Annotated in this window: 21 protein-coding genes; 13 read left to right on the top strand and 8 right to left on the bottom strand. The window is 66.8% G+C overall.

Going from position 1 to position 22,483, the window contains the following annotated elements; all coding sequences use genetic code 11:
• The first annotated feature begins 25 nt into the window (after positions 1-25).
• On the top strand, positions 26-529 hold the full coding sequence (locus ABZS29_RS36830) for a hypothetical protein (RefSeq protein ID WP_355469411.1): 504 nt from the start codon (positions 26-28) through the stop codon (positions 527-529).
• Here the strand turns inward: ABZS29_RS36830 and ABZS29_RS36825 are convergent.
• Entirely contained in the window at positions 526-1,281 is a 756-nt protein-coding gene (locus ABZS29_RS36825; RefSeq protein WP_355469409.1) for a FadR/GntR family transcriptional regulator, read from the bottom strand. The two genes, ABZS29_RS36830 and ABZS29_RS36825, sit on opposite strands and share 4 nt — an antisense overlap.
• Before the next feature lie 189 nt (positions 1,282-1,470).
• Here ABZS29_RS36825 and ABZS29_RS36820 point away from each other — a divergent pair, with 189 nt between their 5' ends.
• The 8 genes from ABZS29_RS36820 to ABZS29_RS36785 are packed head-to-tail and all read left to right on the top strand — an operon-like array spanning position 1,471 to position 10,193.
• On the top strand, positions 1,471-2,979 hold the full coding sequence (locus ABZS29_RS36820) for an ABC transporter substrate-binding protein (RefSeq protein ID WP_355469407.1): 1,509 nt from the start codon (positions 1,471-1,473) through the stop codon (positions 2,977-2,979).
• Between the two features lie 4 nt (positions 2,980-2,983).
• A complete protein-coding gene (locus ABZS29_RS36815; RefSeq protein ID WP_355469405.1) occupies positions 2,984-3,934 on the top strand; it encodes an ABC transporter permease in 951 nt (316 codons plus the stop codon).
• Complete coding sequence (locus tag ABZS29_RS36810) at positions 3,931-4,749, top strand: ABC transporter permease (RefSeq protein ID WP_355469403.1); 819 nt, start codon at positions 3,931-3,933, stop codon at positions 4,747-4,749. Before ABZS29_RS36815 ends, ABZS29_RS36810 begins: the two co-directional genes overlap by 4 nt.
• Positions 4,746-5,726 carry an ABC transporter ATP-binding protein gene (locus ABZS29_RS36805; RefSeq protein WP_355469401.1) on the top strand — a complete coding sequence of 327 codons (981 nt, stop codon included), beginning with the start codon at positions 4,746-4,748 and terminating at the stop codon, positions 5,724-5,726. The genes ABZS29_RS36810 and ABZS29_RS36805 overlap by 4 nt, the downstream gene beginning before the upstream one ends.
• Positions 5,719-6,570: an ATP-binding cassette domain-containing protein gene (locus tag ABZS29_RS36800; RefSeq protein ID WP_355469399.1), complete on the top strand. Its 852-nt coding sequence runs from the start codon at positions 5,719-5,721 to the stop codon at positions 6,568-6,570. The genes ABZS29_RS36805 and ABZS29_RS36800 overlap by 8 nt, the downstream gene beginning before the upstream one ends.
• Complete coding sequence (locus ABZS29_RS36795) at positions 6,567-8,000, top strand: aldehyde dehydrogenase family protein (protein ID WP_355469397.1); 1,434 nt, start codon at positions 6,567-6,569, stop codon at positions 7,998-8,000. Before ABZS29_RS36800 ends, ABZS29_RS36795 begins: the two co-directional genes overlap by 4 nt.
• A gap of 14 nt (positions 8,001-8,014) precedes the next feature.
• Positions 8,015-8,773, top strand: coding sequence for an SDR family oxidoreductase (locus ABZS29_RS36790; protein ID WP_355469396.1), 759 nt, complete (start codon positions 8,015-8,017; stop codon positions 8,771-8,773).
• Between the two features lie 37 nt (positions 8,774-8,810).
• Positions 8,811-10,193: an amidase gene (locus ABZS29_RS36785; protein ID WP_355469394.1), complete on the top strand. Its 1,383-nt coding sequence runs from the start codon at positions 8,811-8,813 to the stop codon at positions 10,191-10,193.
• 15 nt (positions 10,194-10,208) lie between these two features.
• Here ABZS29_RS36785 and ABZS29_RS36780 read toward each other — a convergent pair whose 3' ends face one another.
• Positions 10,209-11,093, bottom strand: a complete 885-nt coding sequence (locus tag ABZS29_RS36780) for an NAD(P)-binding domain-containing protein (RefSeq protein ID WP_355469392.1) — start codon at positions 11,091-11,093, stop codon at positions 10,209-10,211.
• Positions 11,094-11,201: 108 nt separating this feature from the next.
• Here ABZS29_RS36780 and ABZS29_RS36775 point away from each other — a divergent pair, with 108 nt between their 5' ends.
• Complete coding sequence (locus ABZS29_RS36775) at positions 11,202-11,582, top strand: helix-turn-helix domain-containing protein (RefSeq protein WP_355469391.1); 381 nt, start codon at positions 11,202-11,204, stop codon at positions 11,580-11,582.
• Positions 11,583-11,589: 7 nt separating this feature from the next.
• Here ABZS29_RS36775 and ABZS29_RS36770 read toward each other — a convergent pair whose 3' ends face one another.
• Positions 11,590-12,549 carry a P1 family peptidase gene (locus ABZS29_RS36770; RefSeq protein ID WP_355469390.1) on the bottom strand — a complete coding sequence of 320 codons (960 nt, stop codon included), beginning with the start codon at positions 12,547-12,549 and terminating at the stop codon, positions 11,590-11,592.
• Positions 12,550-12,568: 19 nt separating this feature from the next.
• Between ABZS29_RS36770 and ABZS29_RS36765 the strand changes: the two genes are divergently transcribed.
• Positions 12,569-13,276 (top strand): MBL fold metallo-hydrolase, encoded by a 708-nt coding sequence (locus ABZS29_RS36765; protein WP_355469388.1) that lies wholly within the window; start codon positions 12,569-12,571, stop codon positions 13,274-13,276.
• Here the strand turns inward: ABZS29_RS36765 and ABZS29_RS36760 are convergent.
• Positions 13,252-14,073: a L,D-transpeptidase gene (locus tag ABZS29_RS36760; protein WP_355469386.1), complete on the bottom strand. Its 822-nt coding sequence runs from the start codon at positions 14,071-14,073 to the stop codon at positions 13,252-13,254. The two genes, ABZS29_RS36765 and ABZS29_RS36760, sit on opposite strands and share 25 nt — an antisense overlap.
• Before the next feature lie 162 nt (positions 14,074-14,235).
• Positions 14,236-14,649 (bottom strand): hypothetical protein, encoded by a 414-nt coding sequence (locus ABZS29_RS36755; protein WP_355469384.1) that lies wholly within the window; start codon positions 14,647-14,649, stop codon positions 14,236-14,238.
• 101 nt (positions 14,650-14,750) lie between these two features.
• Between ABZS29_RS36755 and ABZS29_RS36750 the strand changes: the two genes are divergently transcribed.
• A complete protein-coding gene (locus ABZS29_RS36750; protein ID WP_355469382.1) occupies positions 14,751-15,635 on the top strand; it encodes a LysR family transcriptional regulator in 885 nt (294 codons plus the stop codon).
• A 30-nt stretch (positions 15,636-15,665) separates the two neighbouring features.
• On the opposite strand, the gene ABZS29_RS36745 is transcribed toward ABZS29_RS36750, so the two are convergent.
• Positions 15,666-16,640 carry an aldo/keto reductase gene (locus ABZS29_RS36745; protein WP_355469380.1) on the bottom strand — a complete coding sequence of 325 codons (975 nt, stop codon included), beginning with the start codon at positions 16,638-16,640 and terminating at the stop codon, positions 15,666-15,668.
• Positions 16,641-16,732: 92 nt separating this feature from the next.
• Here ABZS29_RS36745 and ABZS29_RS36740 point away from each other — a divergent pair, with 92 nt between their 5' ends.
• Positions 16,733-17,455 carry an alpha/beta hydrolase gene (locus ABZS29_RS36740; protein WP_355469378.1) on the top strand — a complete coding sequence of 241 codons (723 nt, stop codon included), beginning with the start codon at positions 16,733-16,735 and terminating at the stop codon, positions 17,453-17,455.
• A gap of 115 nt (positions 17,456-17,570) precedes the next feature.
• On the opposite strand, the gene ABZS29_RS36735 is transcribed toward ABZS29_RS36740, so the two are convergent.
• Positions 17,571-19,277 (bottom strand): DUF1998 domain-containing protein, encoded by a 1,707-nt coding sequence (locus ABZS29_RS36735; RefSeq protein ID WP_355469376.1) that lies wholly within the window; start codon positions 19,275-19,277, stop codon positions 17,571-17,573.
• Entirely contained in the window at positions 19,264-22,179 is a 2,916-nt protein-coding gene (locus ABZS29_RS36730; RefSeq protein WP_355469374.1) for a helicase-related protein, read from the bottom strand. The genes ABZS29_RS36735 and ABZS29_RS36730 overlap by 14 nt, the downstream gene beginning before the upstream one ends.
• Between the last annotated feature and the right edge of the window lie 304 nt (positions 22,180-22,483).

Here is a 22,483-nt window from a genome sequence, read left to right as displayed (position 1 = left end):
GAAGTGACTGCGAAGGGAGCCACGCATGACCTACGACGTGGTGGTGCTCATCGAGCGGGAGATGAGCGAGGGCGACGCGCGCCGCGTTGCCGCCCTGCACGCAAGGCACGAAGAAGCCATCAACTACCACCTGCTGATCTCCAGTCATCCGGAGCGCGGATTCGGTGGTCCGATGGCACTGCTGGGAACGACGTTCGACGATGTGGCCGGTCTGTCCGGCTCATCGGGAAGCGCCCCCGCCGGGACTGCGACGGCGACTCTGGCCGATCCGCAGCTCGACATGGCATCCGTCATCGAGCACAGCGCACGCCAGCTGCGGGCGGCGAGTGGCTACCCGGTGCACGTTTCCATCACCCATGGCGAGGTGCTGCTCGCGCTGAAGTCCTTGGTGATGAGCAGCGGCAGTCAGGAGGTCGTGGTGGTCGCCTGGCCGGAGACCGCGGCCAGCTTCCTGTGCTCCGACTGGGTCGCCAGGGCCCGCAAGCTCCTCAAGGTGCCCAGGGTCCGAATCCTCGAGCACGACAGTTAGCCGGTGAGTGCCCGAAGGGCGTCACGTTCGTCTTCGGGCACATAGCCGGCGTAGTAGTCGTACATGTTCTGCCGAGCGATCCGCGCCGCGGCATGCCCGTCGCCGGAGCGGATCGCCTCGACCACCTCGGCGTGATGCTGCAGCGACTCCAGCATCAGCGCACGGCTGTTCGGCGCGTGCGCGATCTTGTCCGAGATCAGCGTCAGGACGACGCCGCGGACGACCTCGTTGCAGGTCTGGATCAGTGAGTTGCGGGCGATCCGCGCGATCACGTCGTGGAAGGTCAGATCGGCCTCGCTGAACGCGGCGAAGTCGACATCGATCGCTTCCCGCATCGCGACCAGGGTCTGCTCGAGCTCGGCGAGCTCTGCCGGCGTGCGGAGCTGAGAGGCGACCTGGATCGCGGCGCCGTCCATGATCATCCGGAATGCGATCAGCTCGGCCAGGGTCAGTTCGTCGACCCGCGCCAGCCGCACCATCTGCTTGCGCAACGCGGTCGAGGAGAACGGCAGGATCTCCGGCCCGTTCGGGTCGCCAGGCCGCGACCGGACGACGCCGTTGCTCTCCAGCACCCGCAGCGCCTCGCGCACCGTGGACCGGCTGACCGCGAACTGCGTGACCAGCTCCCGCTCGCTCGGCAGCCGCTGACCTGGCGCGAGCTCGCCGCGGACCAGCGCCTCCTCGACCTGCTCGACGATCCGCTGGTACGCACGGACGGGCTGGACCGGCTGGAACCGCGGGCCGTCGGCCATCCCAGTCACCCCTTTCGCCTTGACACAGCCTTGAGTAGCGACAAACCTAGTGGCCCACTGACACCTAGTCCACTGGTCGGACCAGTCACAGCTGTACGGCGAACTCCGCCGTACTGCGTGCCCGCTGCCGGCCGGAGCGGACCGGGTCGGCAGAATGCGGCGAGAGTCCGGTGACCTGGAGGAGTTCGCGTGAAGTCGTACACCACTCGAGCGGTCGCGCTCGCCGCCGCCGCACTGCTGGCCCTGACGGCCTGTTCAGCCGGTTCCAGTACGTCGGGTGGTTCGTCCACCGGGACCGATCAGTCGCTGTCGCTCGGCCTGGTCGCGGAGCCGGCCAGTCTCGACTTCACCACGACCGACGGCGCCGCGATCCCGCAGGTGCTGCTCGGCAACGTCTACGAGAGCCTGGTCAAGCAGGACGAGTCGGGCAAGATCGTGCCGTCGCTGGCGAAGTCGTGGACCGTCTCGCCGGACCGTAAGACGTACACGTTCGACCTGGTCGACAACGCGAAGTTCACCAACGACAAGCCGTTCACCGCGGCCGATGCGGTCTTCAGCATCAAGCGCGTGAAGACGGCCTGGACGACCTCGCTGAAGGCCGCGATGGACGTCGTCCAGGACGCGAAGGCGCTGTCGCCGACCCAGTTGCAGGTGACGCTGACCAAGCCGAGCAACGGCTGGCTGTTCCGGATGACGACTCGGATCGGGGCGATGTTCTCCGAGTCCGGAGTCAGCGCCCTGGCCACCGAGCCGATCGGCACCGGGCCGTACAAGTTCTCGAAGTGGAACCGCGGCGACTCGATCGTCCTGCAGCGCAACGACGGCTACTGGGGGACCAAGCCGCAGTTCCAGCAGATCACGCTGAAGTACTTCAAGGACCCGACCGCGCTGAACAACGCGCTGCTGACCGGCACGATCAACGTGATCACGACCGTGCAGGCGCCGGAGGCGCTCAGTCAGTTCACCAGCAACTCGAAGTACCAGGTGATCGAGGGGACCACGAACGGCGAGGTGCTGCTGTCGTTCAACAACTCCAAGCCGGTCTTCAAGGATCTCCGGACCCGGCAGGCGATTCGGCAGGCCATCGATCACAAGGCCTTGCTGGACACGTGTTTCGCCGGTCGCGGCAAGCTGATCGGCTCCATGGTTCCGCCGACCGACCCGTGGTACGAGGATCTCACCACGGTCGCGCCGTACGACGTTGCCAAGGCGAAGTCGTTGCTGCAGGCATCTGGTGCGGCCGGAGCCACGCTGCGACTGCGGCTGCCCACCCTGCCGTACGCGACCTCGTGCGGGCAGGTGGTGAAGAGTCAGTTGGAGCAGGTCGGGCTGAAGGTGCAGATCGATCAGCTCGAGTTCCCGGCGGCCTGGCTGACCACTGTCTTCAAGAGCGCGGACTACGACATGTCGATCATCGCGCATGTCGAGCCGCGTGACCTCGGTGCGGTGTTCAGCCCGACGTACTACACGCGATACAACGACCCCGAGCTGCAGAAGTACCTGGCCGCGGCTGACGCGGGTGACGAGACGGCGCAGCTCGAGAACATGAAGAAGGCCGGTCGGCGACTGTCCGAGCAGGCGGCAGGGGACTGGCTGTTCCTGCTGCCGAACCTGATCGTCGCGGACAAGAACCTGACCGGTCTGCCGCAGAACGCGATCACCGAGAACTTCGACCTGTCCCGCCTCGCCCGGTCGTGACACCGTGATTCTTCGCCTGATCGAGCGCACTGCCGTGCTCTTGGTCAGTCTTGGGGTCAGCTCGGTGCTGGTGTTCGGATTCATGGCCGTGCTGCCCGGGGATCCTGCCCGGGTAGCACTCGGCGTCAACGCGTCGGACGAGGCGGTGGCCGAGCTGCGACGCCAGTTCGGCCTCGACCGCCCGCTACCGACGCAGTACTTCGATTGGCTCGGCGGACTGCTTCGGGGCGACCTCGGTACGTCGTACGTGTCCAAGGCGGCGATCGGACCGCAGGTGTTCGATCGGCTCCAGGTGACGCTGCTACTGGTCGTCGCGGGCATGCTGATCGCGCTGGTGCTCGCAGTACCCGCCGGAACGGTGATGGCGGCTCGGCACCGGCGACTGTCTGGGGTAGCGCTCTCTGCGCTCTCTCAGGTGGGCGTCGCCGTACCGGCATTTCTGGCGGGCATTCTGCTGATCATGGTGTTCGCGGTGAAGCTCGGCTGGCTCCCGGCGAACGGGTGGACTCCGCCGGCTGTTGACCCAGCACAGTTCCTGCGGCAGCTCGTGTTGCCGGCGTTGTCGCTCGGGTTGGTGCAGGGCGCCGTACTGACTCGGTACGTGCGCAGTGCGGTGCTGGACGTGCTGCGGGAGGACTACCTCCGTACGGCGCGCGCCAAGGGGCTGCGGCCGTTTCCGGCGTTGTGGCGGCACGGTCTGCGCAATGCCGCCGTACCGGTGGTGACGGTGCTCGGTCTGCAGCTTGCAACGCTGCTGATCGGCGCAGTGGTGGTGGAACGCGTTTTCGTCATCCCCGGGCTTGGCAGCCTGCTACTGGACGGTGTGTCGCAGCGGGACCTGATTCTGGTGCAGGACGTCGTCATGGTGCTGGTCATCGCCGTACTGCTGGTCAACTTCCTGGTCGACCTCCTTTACGTCGCCCTGGACCCGCGGCTGCGGACGGGGTCGCGATGAAGCGGTTGAACCCCAGTCTGGTCGTGGGCGGCCTGATCGTCGCAGTGATCGCAGTGATGGCGCTGCTGTCCTTCGTCTGGACGCCGTACGACGCGACGCTGGTCAACCCGTCGGGGCGGCTGGCGCTGCCGTCGTGGGAGCACTGGTTCGGGACGGACAAGTTCGGGCGGGATGTGTTCAGCCAGATCATGGTCGGGTCGCGGACCACGCTGTTCGTCGGAGTGGTCGCGGTCGGCGTGGCCGCGGTGATCGGCGTACCGCTCGGGGTGCTGGCCGCTATGACTCCGCGCTGGCCGAGTGAACTGATCATGCGGACCAATGACCTGATGCTCGCTTTTCCGGCGCTGCTGCTGGCGATCATGTTCGGTGCGGTCTTCGGTGCGAGCACGCTGACGGCGATGGTTGCCATCGGCATCGCTTCGGTGCCGAGCTTCGCGCGGGTGATCCGGAGCGGTGCGTTGCAGGTGATGCGGTCCGAGTACGTGCTCGCCGCCCGCGCCGCTGGGCGGAAGCCGTTCCCGATCGCGCTCCGGCATGTTTTGCCGAACGTGACCAGCCTGATCACCGTCCAGGCCTCGGTCTCCTTCGCGATCGCCGTTCTCGCCGAGGCGGCGCTGTCTTTCCTCGGCTATGGCACTCCGCCGCCGACTCCGTCCTGGGGCCGGATGCTGCAGGAGAGTCAGGAATTTCTGTTCAGCGCGCCGCGGCTGGCGGTCTTCCCCGGCATCGCGATCGCCGTTGCGGTGCTGGGCTTCAACCTCCTCGGCGACGGTCTCCGCGACCGCTTCGATCCCAAGCTGGCGGTGCGCAGATGACGGCCGACGTACTCACGGTCAAGGGGCTCAACGTCTCCGTCCATGACACTGCTCTGGTCTCCGATGTCGATCTGACGGTCGGGCCGGGGGAGCGGGTCGGGCTGATCGGCGAGTCCGGTTCGGGGAAGTCGCTGACCGCTTTGAGCATCCTCGGTCTGCTGCCGGACGACGTCGTACCGACCGGATCGGTGCGCCTCAGCGGCATCGACCATGATCTGATCGGCGCCGACGAGCGAGCGCTGTCCCGGATCCGCGGCCGCGATCTCGCGATGGTCTTCCAGGAACCGATGACCGCGCTCAACCCGACGATGCGGATCGGTGATCAGATCGCCGAGACCATGCTCATCCACCGCACGCAGCCAACCCGGGCCGCCGCCCGCGCCGCTGCCGCCGACCTTCTCGACCGCGTCCAACTCCCCGCGGACGTCCTGCGCGCGTACCCACACCAGCTCTCCGGCGGCCAGCGGCAACGCATCGTCCTAGCCATCGCTTTGGCCAACGACCCCGCGTTGCTGATCTGCGACGAACCCACCACCGCCCTCGACGTCACCGTCCAAGCCCTGGTCCTCGACCTCATCCTCCAGGGTGTCCTCGCGCGATCGTCGGCGCTGCTCTTCATCACCCACGACCTGGCAGTGGTCGCCACTGTCTGCGAACGCGTCCTCGTCATGTACGGCGGCCGCGTCGTCGAGTCCGGGCCTGTCCACGAGATTTTCACCAACCCCCGCCACCGCTACACCCAAGGCCTCCTGGCCGCCTCCAACCTAGAAGCCGCCACACCTGAAAGCACGAGCACCCGCCCACGCCTCACGACGATCCCCGGCACGGTCCCCGCAGCCGGCCACTTCCCGTCCGGCTGCGTCTTCCGCAACCGCTGCCCGCACGCCACCGAGGTCTGCGCCACCACGCCCGCCTGGTCCGGCACCCCCACCACCGGCTACGCCTGCCACCACCCCGCCGGAGCTCCCCATGCCTGACGCCCCCGCCGTGCAGGTCATCGACGTCGTGCGCGACTACCCCCGACCCCGTACGTCGCTCCTCCGCCCGGCGCCCGTCGTACACGCTCTGCGCGGTGTCAGCCTCGAGGTCAAGCAAGGCGAACGCTTCGGCATCGTCGGCGAATCCGGCTGCGGCAAATCGACATTGCTCCGCCTGATCGCAGCCCTCGACCGCCCGACCTCCGGCCAGGTGGTTGTCGAAGGCACCGACATCACCAACCTCCCCGAGCGCCGCCTCAGGTTCCTCCGCGAGAACCTCCAGCTCGTCTTCCAGGATCCGATGAGCTCCCTCGACCCGCGCATGCGCGTCCGCGACATCATCGCCGAACCCCTAGTTGTGCAAGGCCATCCCGCCTCGGGAGAGCGCGTGCGCACGTTGCTCGAAGCAGTAGGCCTCTCCGCCGACGCCGGCGACCGCTACCCGCACCAGTTCTCCGGCGGCCAGCGCCAACGCATCTCCATCGCCCGCGCCCTGGCTCCCCGTCCCCGCATCCTGATCGCCGACGAACCGGTCAGCGCCCTGGATGTCTCCGTCCGAGCCCAGGTCCTGAACCTGATCTCCGACCTGGTCGACGAACTGAACCTGACCCTGATCTTCGTCTCCCACGACCTCTCCGTCGTCAAGCACGTCTGCGACCGAGTAGCCGTCATGAACGCCGGCCAGATCGTCGAAACCGGCCCCACCACGCAGGTCTACGCCGCCCCTCAACACCCCTACACGCAACGCCTGGTAGCCGCCATCCCCACCCTGGAAAGAGCCCTCTCCGGCGCTACCACCACCGACCTGCTCGCCGACCCGCCTTCGAAGGGAGAGACCGCATGAACTTCCCGTCCGGCCTGCCGATCGGCGAATCCTGGGTCGAGGCGCCGACCGTCGCCCCGGTCACCTTCCCGTACGACGGTACGACGATCGCCGAGGCCCCGGTCGGCGACACGGAGCTCGCCCGCCGAGCGCTCGACCACGCAGTCGCCGTTCGAGACGCGGTCGGCCGGCTGCCGTCGTACGTGCGCCGGAACGTCTTGCAGGCAACGCATTCCGCGGTACTGGCCGAGCGTGAGGCCTTCGTCGACCTCCTGGTACTCGAAACCGGCAAACCGCTCGTCGACTGCCGCGTGGAGATCGACCGAACCCTGCTCACCCTGGAGACCGCAGCCGAGGAGGTCGCCCGCCTGCACGGGGAGACCGTGCCGCTCGATCTCCTGCCGAGCGGCGAGGGGCTGCACGGGTTCTGGGTCCGCAAACCGATCGGCGTCGTCGTCGGCATCACCGGCTTCAACTACCCGCTCCTTCTCGCCGCCCACAAGATCGCGCCTGCCTTCGCCGCCGGCTGCCCGATCATCGTGAAGCCCGCCCCACAAACTCCGCTCGCCACGCTCTGGCTCGTCCACCTCATGCGAACCGCACTGAACGCCGCCGGAGCACCAGAGAGCGCGCTTCAGTTGCTGACCGGCGGAGCTGATGTCGGCGCCACCCTCACCACCGACGAACGCATCGGCGCCGTCTCGTTCACCGGCTCAGCCGCGGTCGGTCACCAGATCGCTCGCGACGCGGCACCCACCAAGGTCCTCCTCGAACTGGGCTCGAACTCCGCCCTCGTCGTCGCCGAGGACGCCGACCTCGATGCGGCCGCCGACGCGATCATCCGCGGCGGCTACTACGCCTCCGGCCAAGCTTGCATCTCTGTCCAGCGCGTGCTGGCGGTCGAGCCGATTCGCCAAGCCCTGCTGGAGAAACTCAGCACTCGGCTACCTCAGGTCGTCGTCGGCGACCCGCGCGATCCCGCGACCCGAGTCTCCGCGCTGATCGACCCTCGCTCGACCGCCCGCGTCCGCAGCTGGGTCGACGACGCCGTCCACGCCGGCGCCACCATCGCCTACGCCGCCGAAGGCGACATCCTGGGACCGATCGTGCTGACCGACGTACCGGCCGGCCAGCCAGCCTGGGACGAGGAAATCTTCGGCCCGGTGATCGCGGTGCGCTCCGTTCCCGACCTGGCGAGCGCTTTCGCCACCGTGAACGCATCGCGCTACGGCCTGCACGCCAGCGTCTTCACGTCCTCGCTTGACACAGCCTTCGCGGCGATCGACCAGCTCGACGTCGGGGGAGTTGTGATCAACGAGGTCCCCGGCTTCCGCTCGGACGTCATGCCGTACGGCGGTGTCAAGGACTCCGGCATCGGCCGCGAGGGACCCCGCTTCGCGATCGAGGAACTGACCACCACCCGGATGGCGATCATCCGCCCCCATCCATGAGAGGTGAACCGGCTATGACGGACTATGCGAACCTCTTCCGCCTCGACGGCAAACACGCCCTCGTAATCGGCGCCGGCAGCGGGATCGGCCGCGAAAGCGCTCTCGCCCTCGCCGCTCACGGCGCCCGGGTCACCTCCGCCGACCGGGACCGGGCCGCCGCCCAAGCTACCGCGGCGGGTGCGGCGTACCAGCTCGACATTCTCGACGACGACGCCATCACCCGAGCGGTCACCGAACTCGACCCCGTCGACGTGCTGGTCTTCACCGCCGCAACCAATGTGCGCAAGCGCATCCTCGACTACACCAGCGAGGACTTCGATCGCGTGGTGTCGCTCAACCTCCGAGCGTCGTTCCAGCTGATCCGTGCCTTCGGCAAGGGGATGGCCGAGCGCGGGCACGGCAGCATCATCGGCTTCAGCTCGATCCGCGGTACGACGGTCGAACCCGGCCAATCCGTGTACGCGGCAACGAAGGCCGGTCTCGTCCAACTGCTCCGCACCGCCGCCGCCGAGCTCGGCCCGTCCGGCGTCCGCGCCAACGCGATCGCTCCCGGCGTCGTCGAGACACCGCTCACCGCGCAGATCAAAGCAAACCCCGCCTGGTACGACGCGTATGCGCAGAAGGGGGCGCTTTCCCGCTGGGCGCAACCGAGCGAACTCGCCGGAGCAGTCGTGTACCTCGCCTCGGACGCCGCCAGCTTCGTCACCGGCAGTGTGCTCGCGGTCGACGGCGGCTGGACCGCAGTCGATGGCCGCTTCGATCCGCCGAACTAGCGTCGAACGACACAACCCCGATTCCTGAGGAGCGTGGATGAGTCTCGCCGATCTGACCGCGACCGAGCTGGTTTCCCGGTATCGAGAGCGTTCTTTGTCGCCCGTCGAGGTGATCGAGGACGTCCTCGTCCGGGTCGACCAGCTCGAGCCACAGCTGTGCGCGACCTATGCCCTCGATCCGGAGGGCGCCCGCGCGGCGGCCCGCGAGTCCGAGGCGCGCTGGCGCGACCACACGGCCGGCTCGCTGGACGGCGTACCGGTCACTGTCAAAGAGAACATCGCCACGCGCGGAACCCCAGTCCCACAAGGCACTGCAGCCACCGAGCTCATTCCTGCCGCCGAAGATGCGCCCGCTGTCGCCCGCCTTCGCGCCGCCGGGGCGGTCATCTTCAGCAAGACGACGATGCCGGAGTACGGGATGCTCTCGTCCGGTGTCTCGACCTTCCATCCGCTGACTCGCAACCCCTGGGACGTCTCGAAGACGGCCGGCGGTTCGAGCGCCGGCGCTGCGGCCGCCGCGGCAGCAGGGTATGGGCCGATCCACATTGGTACCGACATCGGCGGATCGATCCGCCTGCCGGCCGGCTGGTGCGGTCTGGTCGGCCTCAAGCCCACCCACGGCCGGATCGCGGTCGGCAATCCCTATCCAGGCAGAGCAATCGGTCCGCTCACTCGGACCGCCGCTGACGCAGCGCTGGCCCTGTCTGTCATGTCCGGCTACGACCCGCGCGACTACACGTCGTACCCGCCGCCGCCGGACAACGGCGACCTTGGTGAGCACCCGGCGAGCGGTCTCCGCGTCGCGCTCCTCCTGGACGCCGGCCTCGGCCTCCCGGTCGACCCCGAGATCACCGCCGCCGTCTCCGCGGTCGCCGCCCTCTTCGAGAAGGCCGGCGCCGTCGTCGAACCGATCGCGCCGATCATCACCCGCGAGATGCTCGACGGCCTCGACCGGTTCTGGCGGATCCGATCCGCGACCGACATCGCCGCCCTCCCCGAAGAACGCCGGGCCAAAGTTCTCCCACAGATCCGCGACTGGGTCGCCACCGCGGGCGACCTGACCGCCGCTGACGTCTTCCACGGCTACAGCCAGATGGGCGCGATGGCGGCCGCCGTCACCGCCATCTTCGCCTCGTACGACGTGATCCTGTCGCCGGTCGCGCCGATCACCGCGTTCCCGGCCGAACTCGCCTATCCAACCGACGACCCGGCCAAGCCGTTCGAACACATCGCCTTCACCGTTCCGTACAACATGTCCGCCCACCCGGCGACCACGGTGAACGCCAGTTGGTCCACGACGGGCCTTCCCATCGGCGCCCAGATCGCCGTACCGCATCACCAGGACATGACTGCCCTGGCCTTAGCGGGATACGCAGATAGCGCTCTCTCGGACCACCGCCCCTGGCCGACCACCCTCTGACGCCGGTCCGGGCGGTCAGCGCGGGGCGCGGATGCCGTCGATGATTCGAGTCCAGTGGTCGCCGCCGTGGCCGTCCTCGATCGCCCGGCGGTAGTGCGCCTGCACCGCGCGCGGAAGTCCGAGATCGATACCGGCCGCCTCGCTCGCGCCGACGATGTGGTCGGCGGTCGCGCCCATCATGGTGATCGTGCTCAGGTCGCCAGGGTGCTTGCCGGCATCGATGTCCGCGCCAGGATTCTGGTCGCCCACCTCCAGCATCGGCGGAATACCACGGACCATCCCGATCAGTTCCGGTACGGCGTTCGCCGCGGCCAAGCCCGCCGTACCGAGTAGTGCCGTCGCGTGCATCAGCGAGGACAGCGTGGTCAGGAAGACGTCGAGCTGAGCCTGGTACATCAGCTGAGCCAGTCCGGGGTCCTCGCCCAGAAACCGCGGCGTACCGATCAAGGACAGCGTGTCCTGGTGCTGCTCGAAGACCGCACTCGGACCGCTGTAGTAGACGGATGCTGCCTCGGTTCCGACCATCGGCGCCGGCACCATGACTCCGCCGGTCAGAAACGTCCCGCCGCGCTCGACGACCCAGTCCGCTGCCGAGCGAGTCCGGTCCGGTGTGTCCGAGCTGAGATTGACCACGGTTCGGCCGGCCAACGAGACGGACTCGAGGACGTCGTACATCGCCTGATAGTCAGTGAGGCTGAGGACGACAAGCTCGCTGGCCGCGACAGCTTCGGCGGCGCTCCCAGCGAGTACGGCGCCATCGGCCACGACACCGGCCGCGCGGGCGGACGACCGGTTCCAGACGGTCACCGGATGTCCGGCCGCGAGCAGTGTCCGGGTCATCGCTTGGCCCATCGGACCGAGGCCGATGAGCGTGACGGGGGAGCGGTCGGCGTGGGGCATGAGACTCCTTGCTGTTCGAGTGATCTGCCTCCATGCTGTGCGGTAGCGTGAGGTTCTGGAAGTACGCACTATTTTCTGCGGTACTTACTTTTTGGTTAGTGGGTGAGGATGACGAAGTCAGCTCGGCGAGGCCCGTACATCTGCGGTATCGACGCGGCCATGGACGTCGTGACCGGGAAGTGGAAGGGCTTGATCCTCTGGGAGCTCGACGCGCACGGCATCCGCCGGTTCGCCGAGCTGCGCCGCGGACTGCCCGGGGTGAGCGAGAAGATGCTGACCCAGCACCTGCGCGAGATGGAGCAGGACGGCCTCGTCGTCCGCACCGTGTACGCCGAGGTCCCGCCACGCGTGGAGTATTCGCTGACCGACGACGGCCGCGCGCTCAACGCGGCCCTCGCGCCGCTCGGCCAGTGGGGATCGGCGCGAATCCGTCGTGAGCAGATCGAGATGGTCGACCACCAGGACGCCGCAGCCATGCCACGCCCGTGAAGCGCGGCTATCGGCCCCTGTTCCTGATCAGTTCCTCCGGTACGGCGTACTGCGTGTTGCCGTTGTATCCGGTCACCGTCGTCGCCATCGTCAGCGAGTTGAGCAGCGCTTCCTCGGTGGCTTCAGTGCTCGCTTGGAAGACTTCCTTCAAGGCTGTGTCCACCATCGGTACGACGGCCCGTCGGGTACTGAAAGCGATCGCGTAGTCCCCACTGCCTGGTGAGAAGTCGGAGCCCGCCTTGCCCATTGCGAAAATGGACCGCCGAGCTACCCGCCCCAATTGCCGGGCGTCGAGCGGCAAATCGGTCGCGAGCACGATCATGCAAGAGTTCCCCTCCGGCGCCGGTTTCTCGATCGGCGGCCGAAGCGGCGTCCCCAAGACGGTCAGCGTCCCGGAAAAGTTGGCCTGCACCAGCACCCCGACTGTCCCGCCGCCGACCATGCGCGACGACGTACCGATGCCGGCCTTGAAGCCGAGCGCAGTAGTGCCGGTGCCGGCTCCGACATTGCCTTCCGCGGGCAGCTCAGCCGAAGCAGTGTCGAGCGCAGCGAAAACATGCTCCGCAGTGATCGGCCGAGACCGGATGTCCGACAAGTAGCCGTCATTGGTTTCACCCACCACCGGATTGAGGCTGGTCGCTGAGGGATCCCGCGCCAAAAGCCAGCTGAGCAAGGCATCGGCCACCCGAAAGACCGATAACGTGCCGGTCAGCAGAATCGGCGTTTCGAGGACCCCCAACTCGTCCACCTGAGTCGACCCCACCAACTTCCCGTATCCGTTGCCCACCGCAACCGCCGCGGGCAACCCGGCCGCGAAGTCCGGCGGCACGACAGCGGTGACCCCGGTGTTCACCTCGCCATTCGCCAGCGTCGTCTGCCCGACCAGCACCCCCGGCACGTCAGTGATGGCGTTCAGTCGCCCGGTCGGCAGATCGCCGGGAACGACGCCCAGTTCACGAACTCTCATGCCAGCTATCGTCGGGCAGATGGTCGAGAAATTGCAGCACCTCAGCGGCCGGATATGGCTCTACCCCCACGATCCGGATCCGGACGCCATCCGCGCCGCGGTCGCGTTGATCGTCGACGACGCCGGCAACGTCCTCGTAGACGCCGGCAACAGCCTGCGACACGCCCGCGAGATCCAGCAGGCGATCGCGGCCGCCGGCCTCGAGCTGCCAACGACGATCGTCTACACCCACCACCACTGGGACCACACCTGGGGCGCAGCCGCTTGGGGCGACGTCGAGATCGTCGCTCACGCATCGGCGAGCGAGCTACTCACGGCCGAGGCGGCGCGGCCTTGGAGTCACCAGTACCTCCGTGACCAGGTCGCCGAGAACCCGAAGCTCGGCCCGAGTTTCCGGGCGCGAGCCCTCGCGATGCCCGACTGGAGCGATTTCGCGATCAGGATCCCCGACCGTACGTTCGACGACGAGTTGAGCCTGCGGAGCGGCGTACAGGTGAGGCACGTGGGTGGGCGGCACGCGCCCGATTCGTCGGTCGTCGTCGTGCCGGGTTCCGGTGTGATGCTGCTCGGCGACTGCTACTTCCCGCCGCCGTTCCACCTCCGCAGCGAGGACGACGGGAACGACTTCGGGCTGGCCAAACGGCTGCTCGCCGAGGGGCACCGGTGGTACGTCGACGCGCATTCCGCGCCGCAGGAAGGACCTCAGCTCCAGGCGTACTTGCCGTAGACGGAGACCGTCGTACCGATCGGTGTGTCGGCGAAGATCTCGTGGATCGCCGGGCGCAGGACGCGGACGCAGCGGTGACTGGCCGGGTAGGGCTTGATCAGCGAGTTGACCCGCGAGCCGTGCAGCGCAATCCCCGGGCGGTCCTTGAGGAAGTAGAGCGAGTCGTACATGTAGGCGTCGTCGTACAGGCTGCTCTCGTGCGCGCCGGCCCACTTGCGCCACACCTTGCCGGTGCGGTTCGGGGTGTCGTAGCCGGGAGCGCCGGTCGAGATCCAGACGATTCGCTTGTACTGCTTGTTGACGATTTGGTAGAGGATCTGGCAGGTCTTGTTGACATAGATGCCGTCGGCGCGCGTCGGCGTCGGCTTCGCGGTCGCGTTGATCACCGAGTACGCGTCGTTCAGCGTGAGGCCCTTGCGAGTGATCGGCAGACCGTTCGTCTCACGCCAGGCGCACAACGCTTGCCGGGCCCGCACGGTGATGTCGCCGTCGGCGTCACCGACCGGATAGCCGAGCTTCTCCAGCTTCTGCTCCACCTTCAACGCGTAGTACTGCGCGTTGTGCGGATTCTTCGGCTTGGCGGTGGGCTTGGGGGTGGGCTTGACCGTGGGTTTCGCGGTCGGCGTCGGCGTGCTGGACGGTGTCGGCGTGCTGGACGGTGTCGGCGTACTGGCTGGGGGAGTGCTGCTCGGAGTTGGGGTGCTCGTGTCCGACTCGCTGGCAGCCACGTCCGCACAGCCGGCCAGAACGAACGACAGTACGACGGCCGCAGTCACTAGACCATGTCGACGAGACATGATTCCCCTCTCCCTCGAGCACCTCAACGGTCGCAGAGCCACGCCGAGTGAGCGTGCAGCGACCCGCCGAGATTAGTGCGCGGGGAGAGGCACCGTTGTGCGATCGGCGACCGCCGTCACCGAACCGTTGCCGACCGTGTTGCCGATCGTGTTGCCGAGAGGTCAGAGACCGAGATCGCGCAGGAACTCCGGCTTGTACGCCTGCAGCACGACGTACCGCGGGTCCGGCACCTCCATGCCGGCGTTCTTCGCCTCGTCACTGGCCTCGTCGTGCGAGCCGACCGGAACGCTCGGATCCGTCCACTCCTGCTCGGCCGGATTCCACCGGGTCACCGTGTACTCCGCGGTGAGGTTGTCGTCCGCAACGAGTTCCTTGACGGTCCGCTCGGCCTCGAGCGCGTCCTCGAGGGTCTGCGTGTAGAGCAGCATCCGGTTCCCGTCGCGGGTCACGGTGACCTGGCTCCCGAGCCGCTTCCGCGCGTCGTCATCCAGATCCAGCGCCCGCAACCGATCCCAGAACGTCAACCCGTGCTCGTCGTTGCCCAGCACGACCTCAACCCGAAACTCATCCGCCATGGCAGACACCCTACAGACCGTCAGGACCCGTTCCGGTGCTGCCTTGAGCAACATGTCGTGGCGCACAGTCGCCTTGATTCGATCGACTAGAGTTCTTAGTCATGGAGCTCAGGCACTTGGAACACTTCGTGGCCGTCGCCGAGCAGAAGCACTTCACGCGGGCGGCCGAGGCGATGTCGATCTCGCAGTCCGGCCTCTCGGCGTCGATCCGCGCCCTCGAGCGCGAGCTCCGCGCCTCACTCTTTGTCCGCAACACTCGCAGCGTCGAACTCACCGAGGCTGGACGGGCGCTCTTGTGCGAGGGACGCCGTACGTTGGCTGCCGCCGAGGCCGCCCGCGACGCGGTCGCCGCGGTCCAGGGCCTGCTGCGCGGTCACCTCACGGTCGGACTCGAGCAGTGTCTCGGTGTTGTCGACGTACCGGCGCTGCTCGCCAAGTTCCGCTCCGCCTACCCCGGCGTCGAGATCGAGGTCCGCCAGGGCGGCTCCACGCCAATGCTCGACGAGCTGGCTTCCGGCCGCCTCGACCTCGCCTTCGTGGCCACCGCCGGCGACGCGGTCGACGGTCTCGACCTCCGTCCGCTGTCCCGCGAACCGATGGTCCTCGTCTGCGCCCCTGACCACCGGCTGTCCGCCGGTCGTCCGGTCTCGCTGGACGACCTCGCGGGCGAGTCCTTCGTCGACTTCGACCCGACCTGGGGCGCCCGCACGATCTCCGACCGCGCCTTCGCCAGCGCCGGCGTCGCACATCCGGTCACGATCGAGGTGAACGACGTACACACTTTGCTCGCGCTCGTCGCGCACAACCTCGGCGTCGCCCTCGTCCCCGAACGCATCGCCGCCAAGCGCGGCGACCACTGCACCGTGCCGCTCACGCCCGGCAGCGCCGCCGACTGGCAGGTCTCCGTCGCCGTCCCAACCGGCACGGCCGCGTCCCTGGCCGCCGACGCGCTGCTTGGCATGTTGCCGACGACGGCGGTCCACTAGTACCGGCGTACTACTAGTGGACCGTTCGGCCTACCAGGCGTAGTCCTCCGGAGCGGTCTTGTAGCCCGGGAAGATCTCGTCCAACTTAGCCAGCGCCTTGTCATCCAGCTTCACGTCCACCGCCCGTACGGCGGACTCCAGCTGCTCCATCGTGCGCGGCCCAACGATCGGCCCGGTCACAGCCGGCTGGTGCAACAGCCACGCTAGCGCCACGTCGCCCGGCGCATGCCCGAGCTCGTCCGCGAACGCCTCGTACTGCTCGATCTGCGGCCGCAACTTCTCGAGCGCCTCCTTCGCGCGCCCCTCGGTACGGCGTACGCCCTCGTTCTCCTTGCGGATCACACCGCCCAGCAGACCACCCTGCAGCGGCGACCACGGGATGACGCCAAGCCCGTACTCCTGCGCAGCCGGCAACACCTCGCGCTCGACATCCCGCACGATCAGGTTGTAGATCGACTGCTCGCTGACCAGCCCGTTGAAGTTCCGCTTCTCCGCGGCAGCCTGCGCCTGCGCAATGTGCCACCCCGCGAAGTTGCTGCTCCCGGCGTACAGGATCTTGCCCTGTTGTACGGCGACCTCGATCGCCTGCCAGATCTCGTCCCACGGCGTCGCGCGATCCACGTGGTGGAACTGGTACAGATCCACATAATCGGTCTGCAACCGCTTCAGACTCGCATCCAGCGCCCGCCGGATGTTCAGCGCCGACAACTTGTTCGTGTTCGGCCAGTCCGACCCCATGTCGCCGTACACCTTCGTGGCGAGCACCGTCTTCTCACGGTTCTTCGGATCCTTGGCGAACCACTCGCCCACGATCTCCTCGGTCCGCCCCGGGTAGATCGACCGCCCGTACCCGTTGGCGGTATCGAAGAAGTTGATGCCCTTCTCATGCGCCGCATCCATGATCGCGTGCGAGTCCTCCACGCTCGTATGCGGCCCAAAGTTCATCGTGCCCAAACAAATACGGCTAACAGTGAGGCCGGTCCGGCCAAGATGAGTGAATTCCATACTGTCCAACCTGCTCCTCCGCCGGACGACTGTCCAACAGAAGAATCCACTCAGTCCGATCACTGACCGTTCTGAGTCCTAGGCTCATCACCATGTTCACCGTCGGCGACTACCGCCTCGCAGCCGAGCTCACCGGAGAAGGCTCGCCCACAGTCGTCTTCATCTCCGGCGCCAGCGGCGACCGACACGCCTGGGACGCCACCACCGCCGTACTGCGCTCCTCGACCACCCTGCTCACCTACGACCGAGCCGGCATCGGCGGCAGCGAGACCCCCGACCTAACCTCCCGCACCCTAGGCGCCGCCGCCGACGAACTCCGATGTCTGCTAGCGCACGTCCCAGGTCCCTTCATCCTGGTCGGCCACTCACTCGGCGGCCTCATCGCCCTCATCCACGCCGCCCAATGGCCAACGGACATCGCCGGCCTAGTCCTGGTAGACACCTCCGACATCCACCTCAACCTGGACATCGCCACCCCCATCCGCACCGCCCCCGACGGCACCCTCACCTTCGACCTCCAAGCCAGCGTCCCCGAAGTAACCCGCAGCCGACGCCCCCTCAACATCCCCACCACCGTCATAGCCAGCCGCCCCGGCCACTGGCAAGAAGACAAATCCCTCGACTTCACCCGCTGGCACCCCTTCACCCCCACCGAACTAGACGCCCGCTGGCAATCCCACCAACGCTCCCTAGCCACAGCCCTAAACGCCACCCACAAAATCGCCCGCCAAGGCGGCCACAACATCCAATCCGACGACCCAACCCTCGTCGCCGACTCCATAGACGACCTCGTCGACCTCGCTCGTAAGCACTGAGGACCCGTCGGCTGTTCAGATCGCAACAGATGCCAGATAGGCAATCGATCTGCCTCCGCCGCACGCTCGAACAGTGAGGTCATCGCAACTGATCCGACTGCAAAGTCGCCCGGTGCTACAAGCTGCTCACAAGTCCTCCCGTGAGCGATTCGATGTTGCCGACGAGACTCACACGGTCGAGGAAGATGTTCCGATGCTCGCAGCTGGTCTCGGGGAGCAGGAGGCACGCATGGCAAGCGGCCAGGTTGAGACCGTCGGTGCCGGAAGGTCCGGACTCGCTACAAACCGGGTCGTTGGAGCACCAGCCCGCGCGACTCAGGGCCGCGCTGAGCGTGTCAGCGAAGTGTTGCTCGTCGGCCAGCGCGGCGAGACCGCCGAGGCTCCCGGCCGCGTCCGAGGATGCCGTGTAGATCAGCAGACCGGCCTGGCTTTCCTCCGCATAGATACGCTCACGCAAAGATCCGATCGGATAGCCGGCATCGAGGCTGAGCTCCTGCAGAAGCGCATGCGCGAGGGAATGGATCGCGATGAACCTGGCCGACGGAGCAGACATGATCGGTGCGCCCGATTCGACAGCGCGCCGCTGGAGTGACTGGTCCAGAAGCTGATGACGCTGGCGGGCGAGCGATTGCTCCTCCCAGGTGGTGATTGCGTCCTCGGAAAGGCGGACGAATATCCCTTCGCCAAGGACCTCGGTCGCGGGCAACCACTGGAGATGAGTTTCGCTGAGCCTGGCCAGCCGGGGATTGGTGGTGTCGGTGATCATCGGAGTGACGCGCGAAAAGCCCTGCAATGCACGAACCTCCCGCAGCCTGTTCGCCCTCGACACCTGCGCGACCAGCGCCTGTACGCGCTCGTCCACATCGACAGGCACACACTGGAAGGTATCGAGCGGACCGCCCTCGTTCCCGTCGATAAGAGCCCGGTACTCCTCGTCCCGCAGATCCTGGTCGCTCGGCTGAGTTGTGGTCTCCAGCCCCTTTCGTTGCCGGACGACGTCGACGACGCCCTCGACCGACAGCCCAGGTCTGCCCTCGATCATCGCAGGCAGCGCCGCGGCGAGCGCGCTCTCCGGTACATGCTCGAGGACTGCCCAGTGCTTGGTGACAAACTGGGCGGTCGGACTCGACCACGGCGGAATCGAGATACTCGAGCGTACAGCTCCGAACCAGACGTTGGAGGATCCTCGTTGGAGCGCTCGCAGTGGCTTCTCGCATTGTTCGTCCGGTGCGTCAGGTAGCCATGGCCGCTTGCCATCGCATCCCTTGATCTTGCTCAGCGCGTTGCGGCCGAACGAGCCGTCGAGATCGTGCGCCGGCACGCCGCAGGAGCATCTGATGACGATATCGGCGAGAGAAGAGGAGGCACCTTGCGACTCGAGCATCATCCGATGCGGGCCGTCAGGAACATCGGAGCCGCGATGGGCCCAGTTGAAGTAGGGGAAATCCTCGATGTGACCGTTCTCGCAGCAAGCCACGAAACGCGACGGTGTCAGGTCCCGCAGACAGTCCGGGCACTGCATCTTCTTCGCATCGAACTTCCAGTGCCTGTCGAGTCGCCGACACTGCGGGCAGTAGTGATAGGTCGGAAAGCGGACGACCGGGACGTCGCCGTTCCTCTTTCCGGTGGAGGGGGCGCGAAAAGTGTGCACGCCGAGCGAGCGAGCCAAGCGCGGTTCTTCGACAGGGGGAGACCACTTCTCGTCCCACTCGTCGATCCCGCAGATCATGAAGCTCTGGTCACCGGCCGGAAAGAGGGAACCGACTCCGTAGGTCGTGACGAGCTGGCTCTGCCTCGCCTTCGGACGCTCAGCGGTCGCCATCGTCTGCCACCTTCTTGGTCTTCCTCGGTGAGATGATCTTCAACGTGCTCTCCCGGTCGACATTGCGAAGGCTTGTCAATGTCGGCCACGGTGGCTCGGACGGCGGGAAGATTGCCGCCAGCGGGTCGCCGGTGGATCCGTCCATCGCCGGGCTGCCGGCAGGAACCATCAGGCCTCTGACGTCGTGGCTGCCCTCGACCCAACGGGCGTACTGAGAGACGGTTCCAGCCTCGACAGCATCCCTCCAGCTCTCCACGAGGCCCTCCAGCGACGCACGGACGGCGGGCGCGGCGTCGGGCTCCACCTCGACGGCTCGAGCAACGATGATGTCGACGATCCGGTCGAGTTCGTCGCTCTCGACCGGTACCGTGACCGACTTGTCCCCAGCCGCGCCAGGGAGGAGGTGGCGCGCCAGGACGACAAGCAACCCGTGCAGCCCGCGATCCAGTGATCGGAGGGCGAACGGTGTTGCGCCAGTGGCCTCGACCTGGCTGTACAGCGCCCGGTGGTACGAGGTGAACGATTCGTAGTGCGAGAGATCGCGCGACCGTGACGCGTTGTAGAGAGTGAGCACGAGCCCCGGAAACCGGCGCCCGACACGGCTGGTTGCCTGGATGTACTCGGACGTTGTCTGCGGTTGACCCATCACTGCCATGAGACCCAGACGGTCGACATCGACACCTACCGAGATCATATTTGTCGCAAGTACGACATCCGGACTCCCCGGATCCGTGCACGGCGTCTGGAGCGCCTTCAGTTCATGCGGGATCTCGCTGGACTTCTTCCGGGAAGTCAGCTCCCGTGGATCTCGGATCTGACGGAGCTCGGTTTCCTTCCGACCCGCCACGACCTTGATCCGGTCACGCACGTCGTCGATCGACTGAATATAGGCAGCGCCGAGGACTCTGAGGCTGTTGAAGTAGCCGAGCAGAGTCCAATAGGCGTCCTTCACCTCGTCGCTTGCCTGGAGATCCTTTGCGCCCTGTAGTAGAGCGGCATAGGTACGGACAAGCAAGGTTGCATGACTGGTGCTCGTGGCCATCAACCCGACATATCGGCGGGTTCCCTTCACGCTCGCGGGGGCGTCGACGGCGAAGAACGAATCCGAGGCGTTGATCCCGGGCGGCGGAAACTGCCGTGCTTCCCGAGCGAACACTGCCCTGACCTGCTTGGACGCGCGCCGGATCGTTGCCGTCGATGCGACAAGCTTGGGCCTGGCCCCCGATTCACGGTCGGTCGCGAGATGGTCGACTGCCGTCTCGTAGAGACCGACCAGGGTTCCCAGTGGTCCACTGATCAAGTGGAGCTCGTCCTGCACGATCAAGTCGGGCGGTGCGTCATGTCCCGAGCCGAACAGTCGCCCGCTCTCCTCCCGCCAGGCAAGCATGGCGAACTTGTCGACAGTTCCGATGACGAGCGAGGGCCGTTCGCGGTACACATCGGAGTCGACCAGATGGACAGGGAGACCGTCGTTCTTACTGAACCGACACAACGGATCGGGGCAGCGAACGGTCACCCGATCGCGACGGACATCGGCCTCGTAGTGCTCCGGTCCGAGCTCGGAGCCGCACCACGGGCAGCGCAACAGTTGTACCGGATCACCCAGGTCGCCGGGCTCCTCGCCTCCACGTCGCTTCCTGATCGCCCTCGCTGCATTGGCGGCATTGTTCGGTGTCGCTCCCTGGCCGACCCACAGACCGATCGAGAACGGCTTGCCGTCTGCCAGACCAGGAATCGTGGGGCGCAGATCCTCGAGTGCGCAGATCAACCCTGCGGCGCGCTCGAACTGCTGCAAGGTCAGCAGCCGCAGGGTGTACCGCATGATGACGCCAACTCCGGCGCCGTCACCGTCCGCGCCGGCTCGTCGCAGGCGCCGGTGAACCAGCGCGAAAGCGATCAGGCCGAGGTATGCCTCGGTCTTACCGCCTCCGGTCGGGAACCACAGCAGATCGGCAAGGTCACGATCGGGAGCAGCCGGGTCCGAAAGGCCTTCGAGATTCAAGAGTATGAAGGCGATCTGGAAGGGGCGCCACTGGCCGACCACATCCGTCGGTGGCGTGCCGGATCCACTGCGGATCATCTCCTGACGGAGTCGCTGCTGTTGCATCGCAAGGTTCATGACCCTGAACGCCTGCGCTGCCCGTTGATCGGTACGGAGCAGCTCGATACCTCGACGCATGCGAGCGACAGCTAGTCTCGCATCGCGAAGGTGAGCGCGCGCGGTCGCCGCCTGATCTTTGGTAAGTGTGCCGAGCTCTTGCTCCTGCTCGTCGATCCACTCTGCATACGTGTCGACCAGATGGTTCAGCGGCCCACGCGTCTCTGGCTCGGCGAGCGCGACCATGCTGAGGTCTTCGACATCGTCGCGATCGGCCTGAGCCAACTGAAGGTCGTGCTCCGGAAAGAACGACGTCCCGACCTCGGTGACGTGATCGCTCTCGGTCCATGTGACGGCCACACCGTGCCCGACTGCGAGATGGCGCTGTTTGCGGTAGAGCAGCTCGCCGCCCAGTTCGTCCGCGTCCAGATGTTCGGGCGAGCGCTCAGGACTCCGATCGGCCAGTTCGCCGCCGATCGCCCGCACGCGGATCTGCGGTCGAAACCAGCACAGAGCATCGGTATGTCCCTTCTCAGGCCGTGTGAAGCTGTTGACCAGGACCAGGGTGGCGTTGACGACGCCATGTTGCGCCGGCCGAATCACGATGCGCAGCATCAGACCGTCCGCGATCTTGAGCTCGCCCGACGTTCCCGGGACAACAGTGACCGTCTCCTCCACGGGGCCGATCTGCACCCGTCGCCACAGGCTGGTCTGTTTGGAGCGGGCGCGACTGGCGATGCCCCCAACCGCCGCATCGATCGGACCGGCCTGCTCATCAGGCTCGTACCGGTCGGCGTCGATCACTACCTCGATCTGCTGGGTTCCCTCGGTCAGACCGAAGGTGAGCCCGACTGTCGAGGGGTAGCGGAGGTGGGCGAAGGACACTCCAGGGTCGAAGTCTCCGTCGAGCGCCGCACCGCCCTCTTCGTCGGGTACCTCGTTGGCCATCTCCACGACGGTTTGTGAGCCCTCGGCAGAGCGCGGATGCAGGATTCCGACGATGTACCGCTCCAGCGGCGCCTCGGACAAGGTCTCCTCGTTCGGGCCACCGTAAAGATCGTCGACAACTGCCTCGACCATCCGGTCGCGCGCTTCGTACCACGGGGCG

This window comes from Kribbella sp. NPDC005582 (genome assembly GCF_040605415.1).
GTDB lineage: Bacteria > Actinomycetota > Actinomycetes > Propionibacteriales > Kribbellaceae > Kribbella.
The sequence above is the reverse complement of the archived record's forward strand: the minus strand, read 5'-3'. Positions and strand labels throughout refer to the sequence as shown.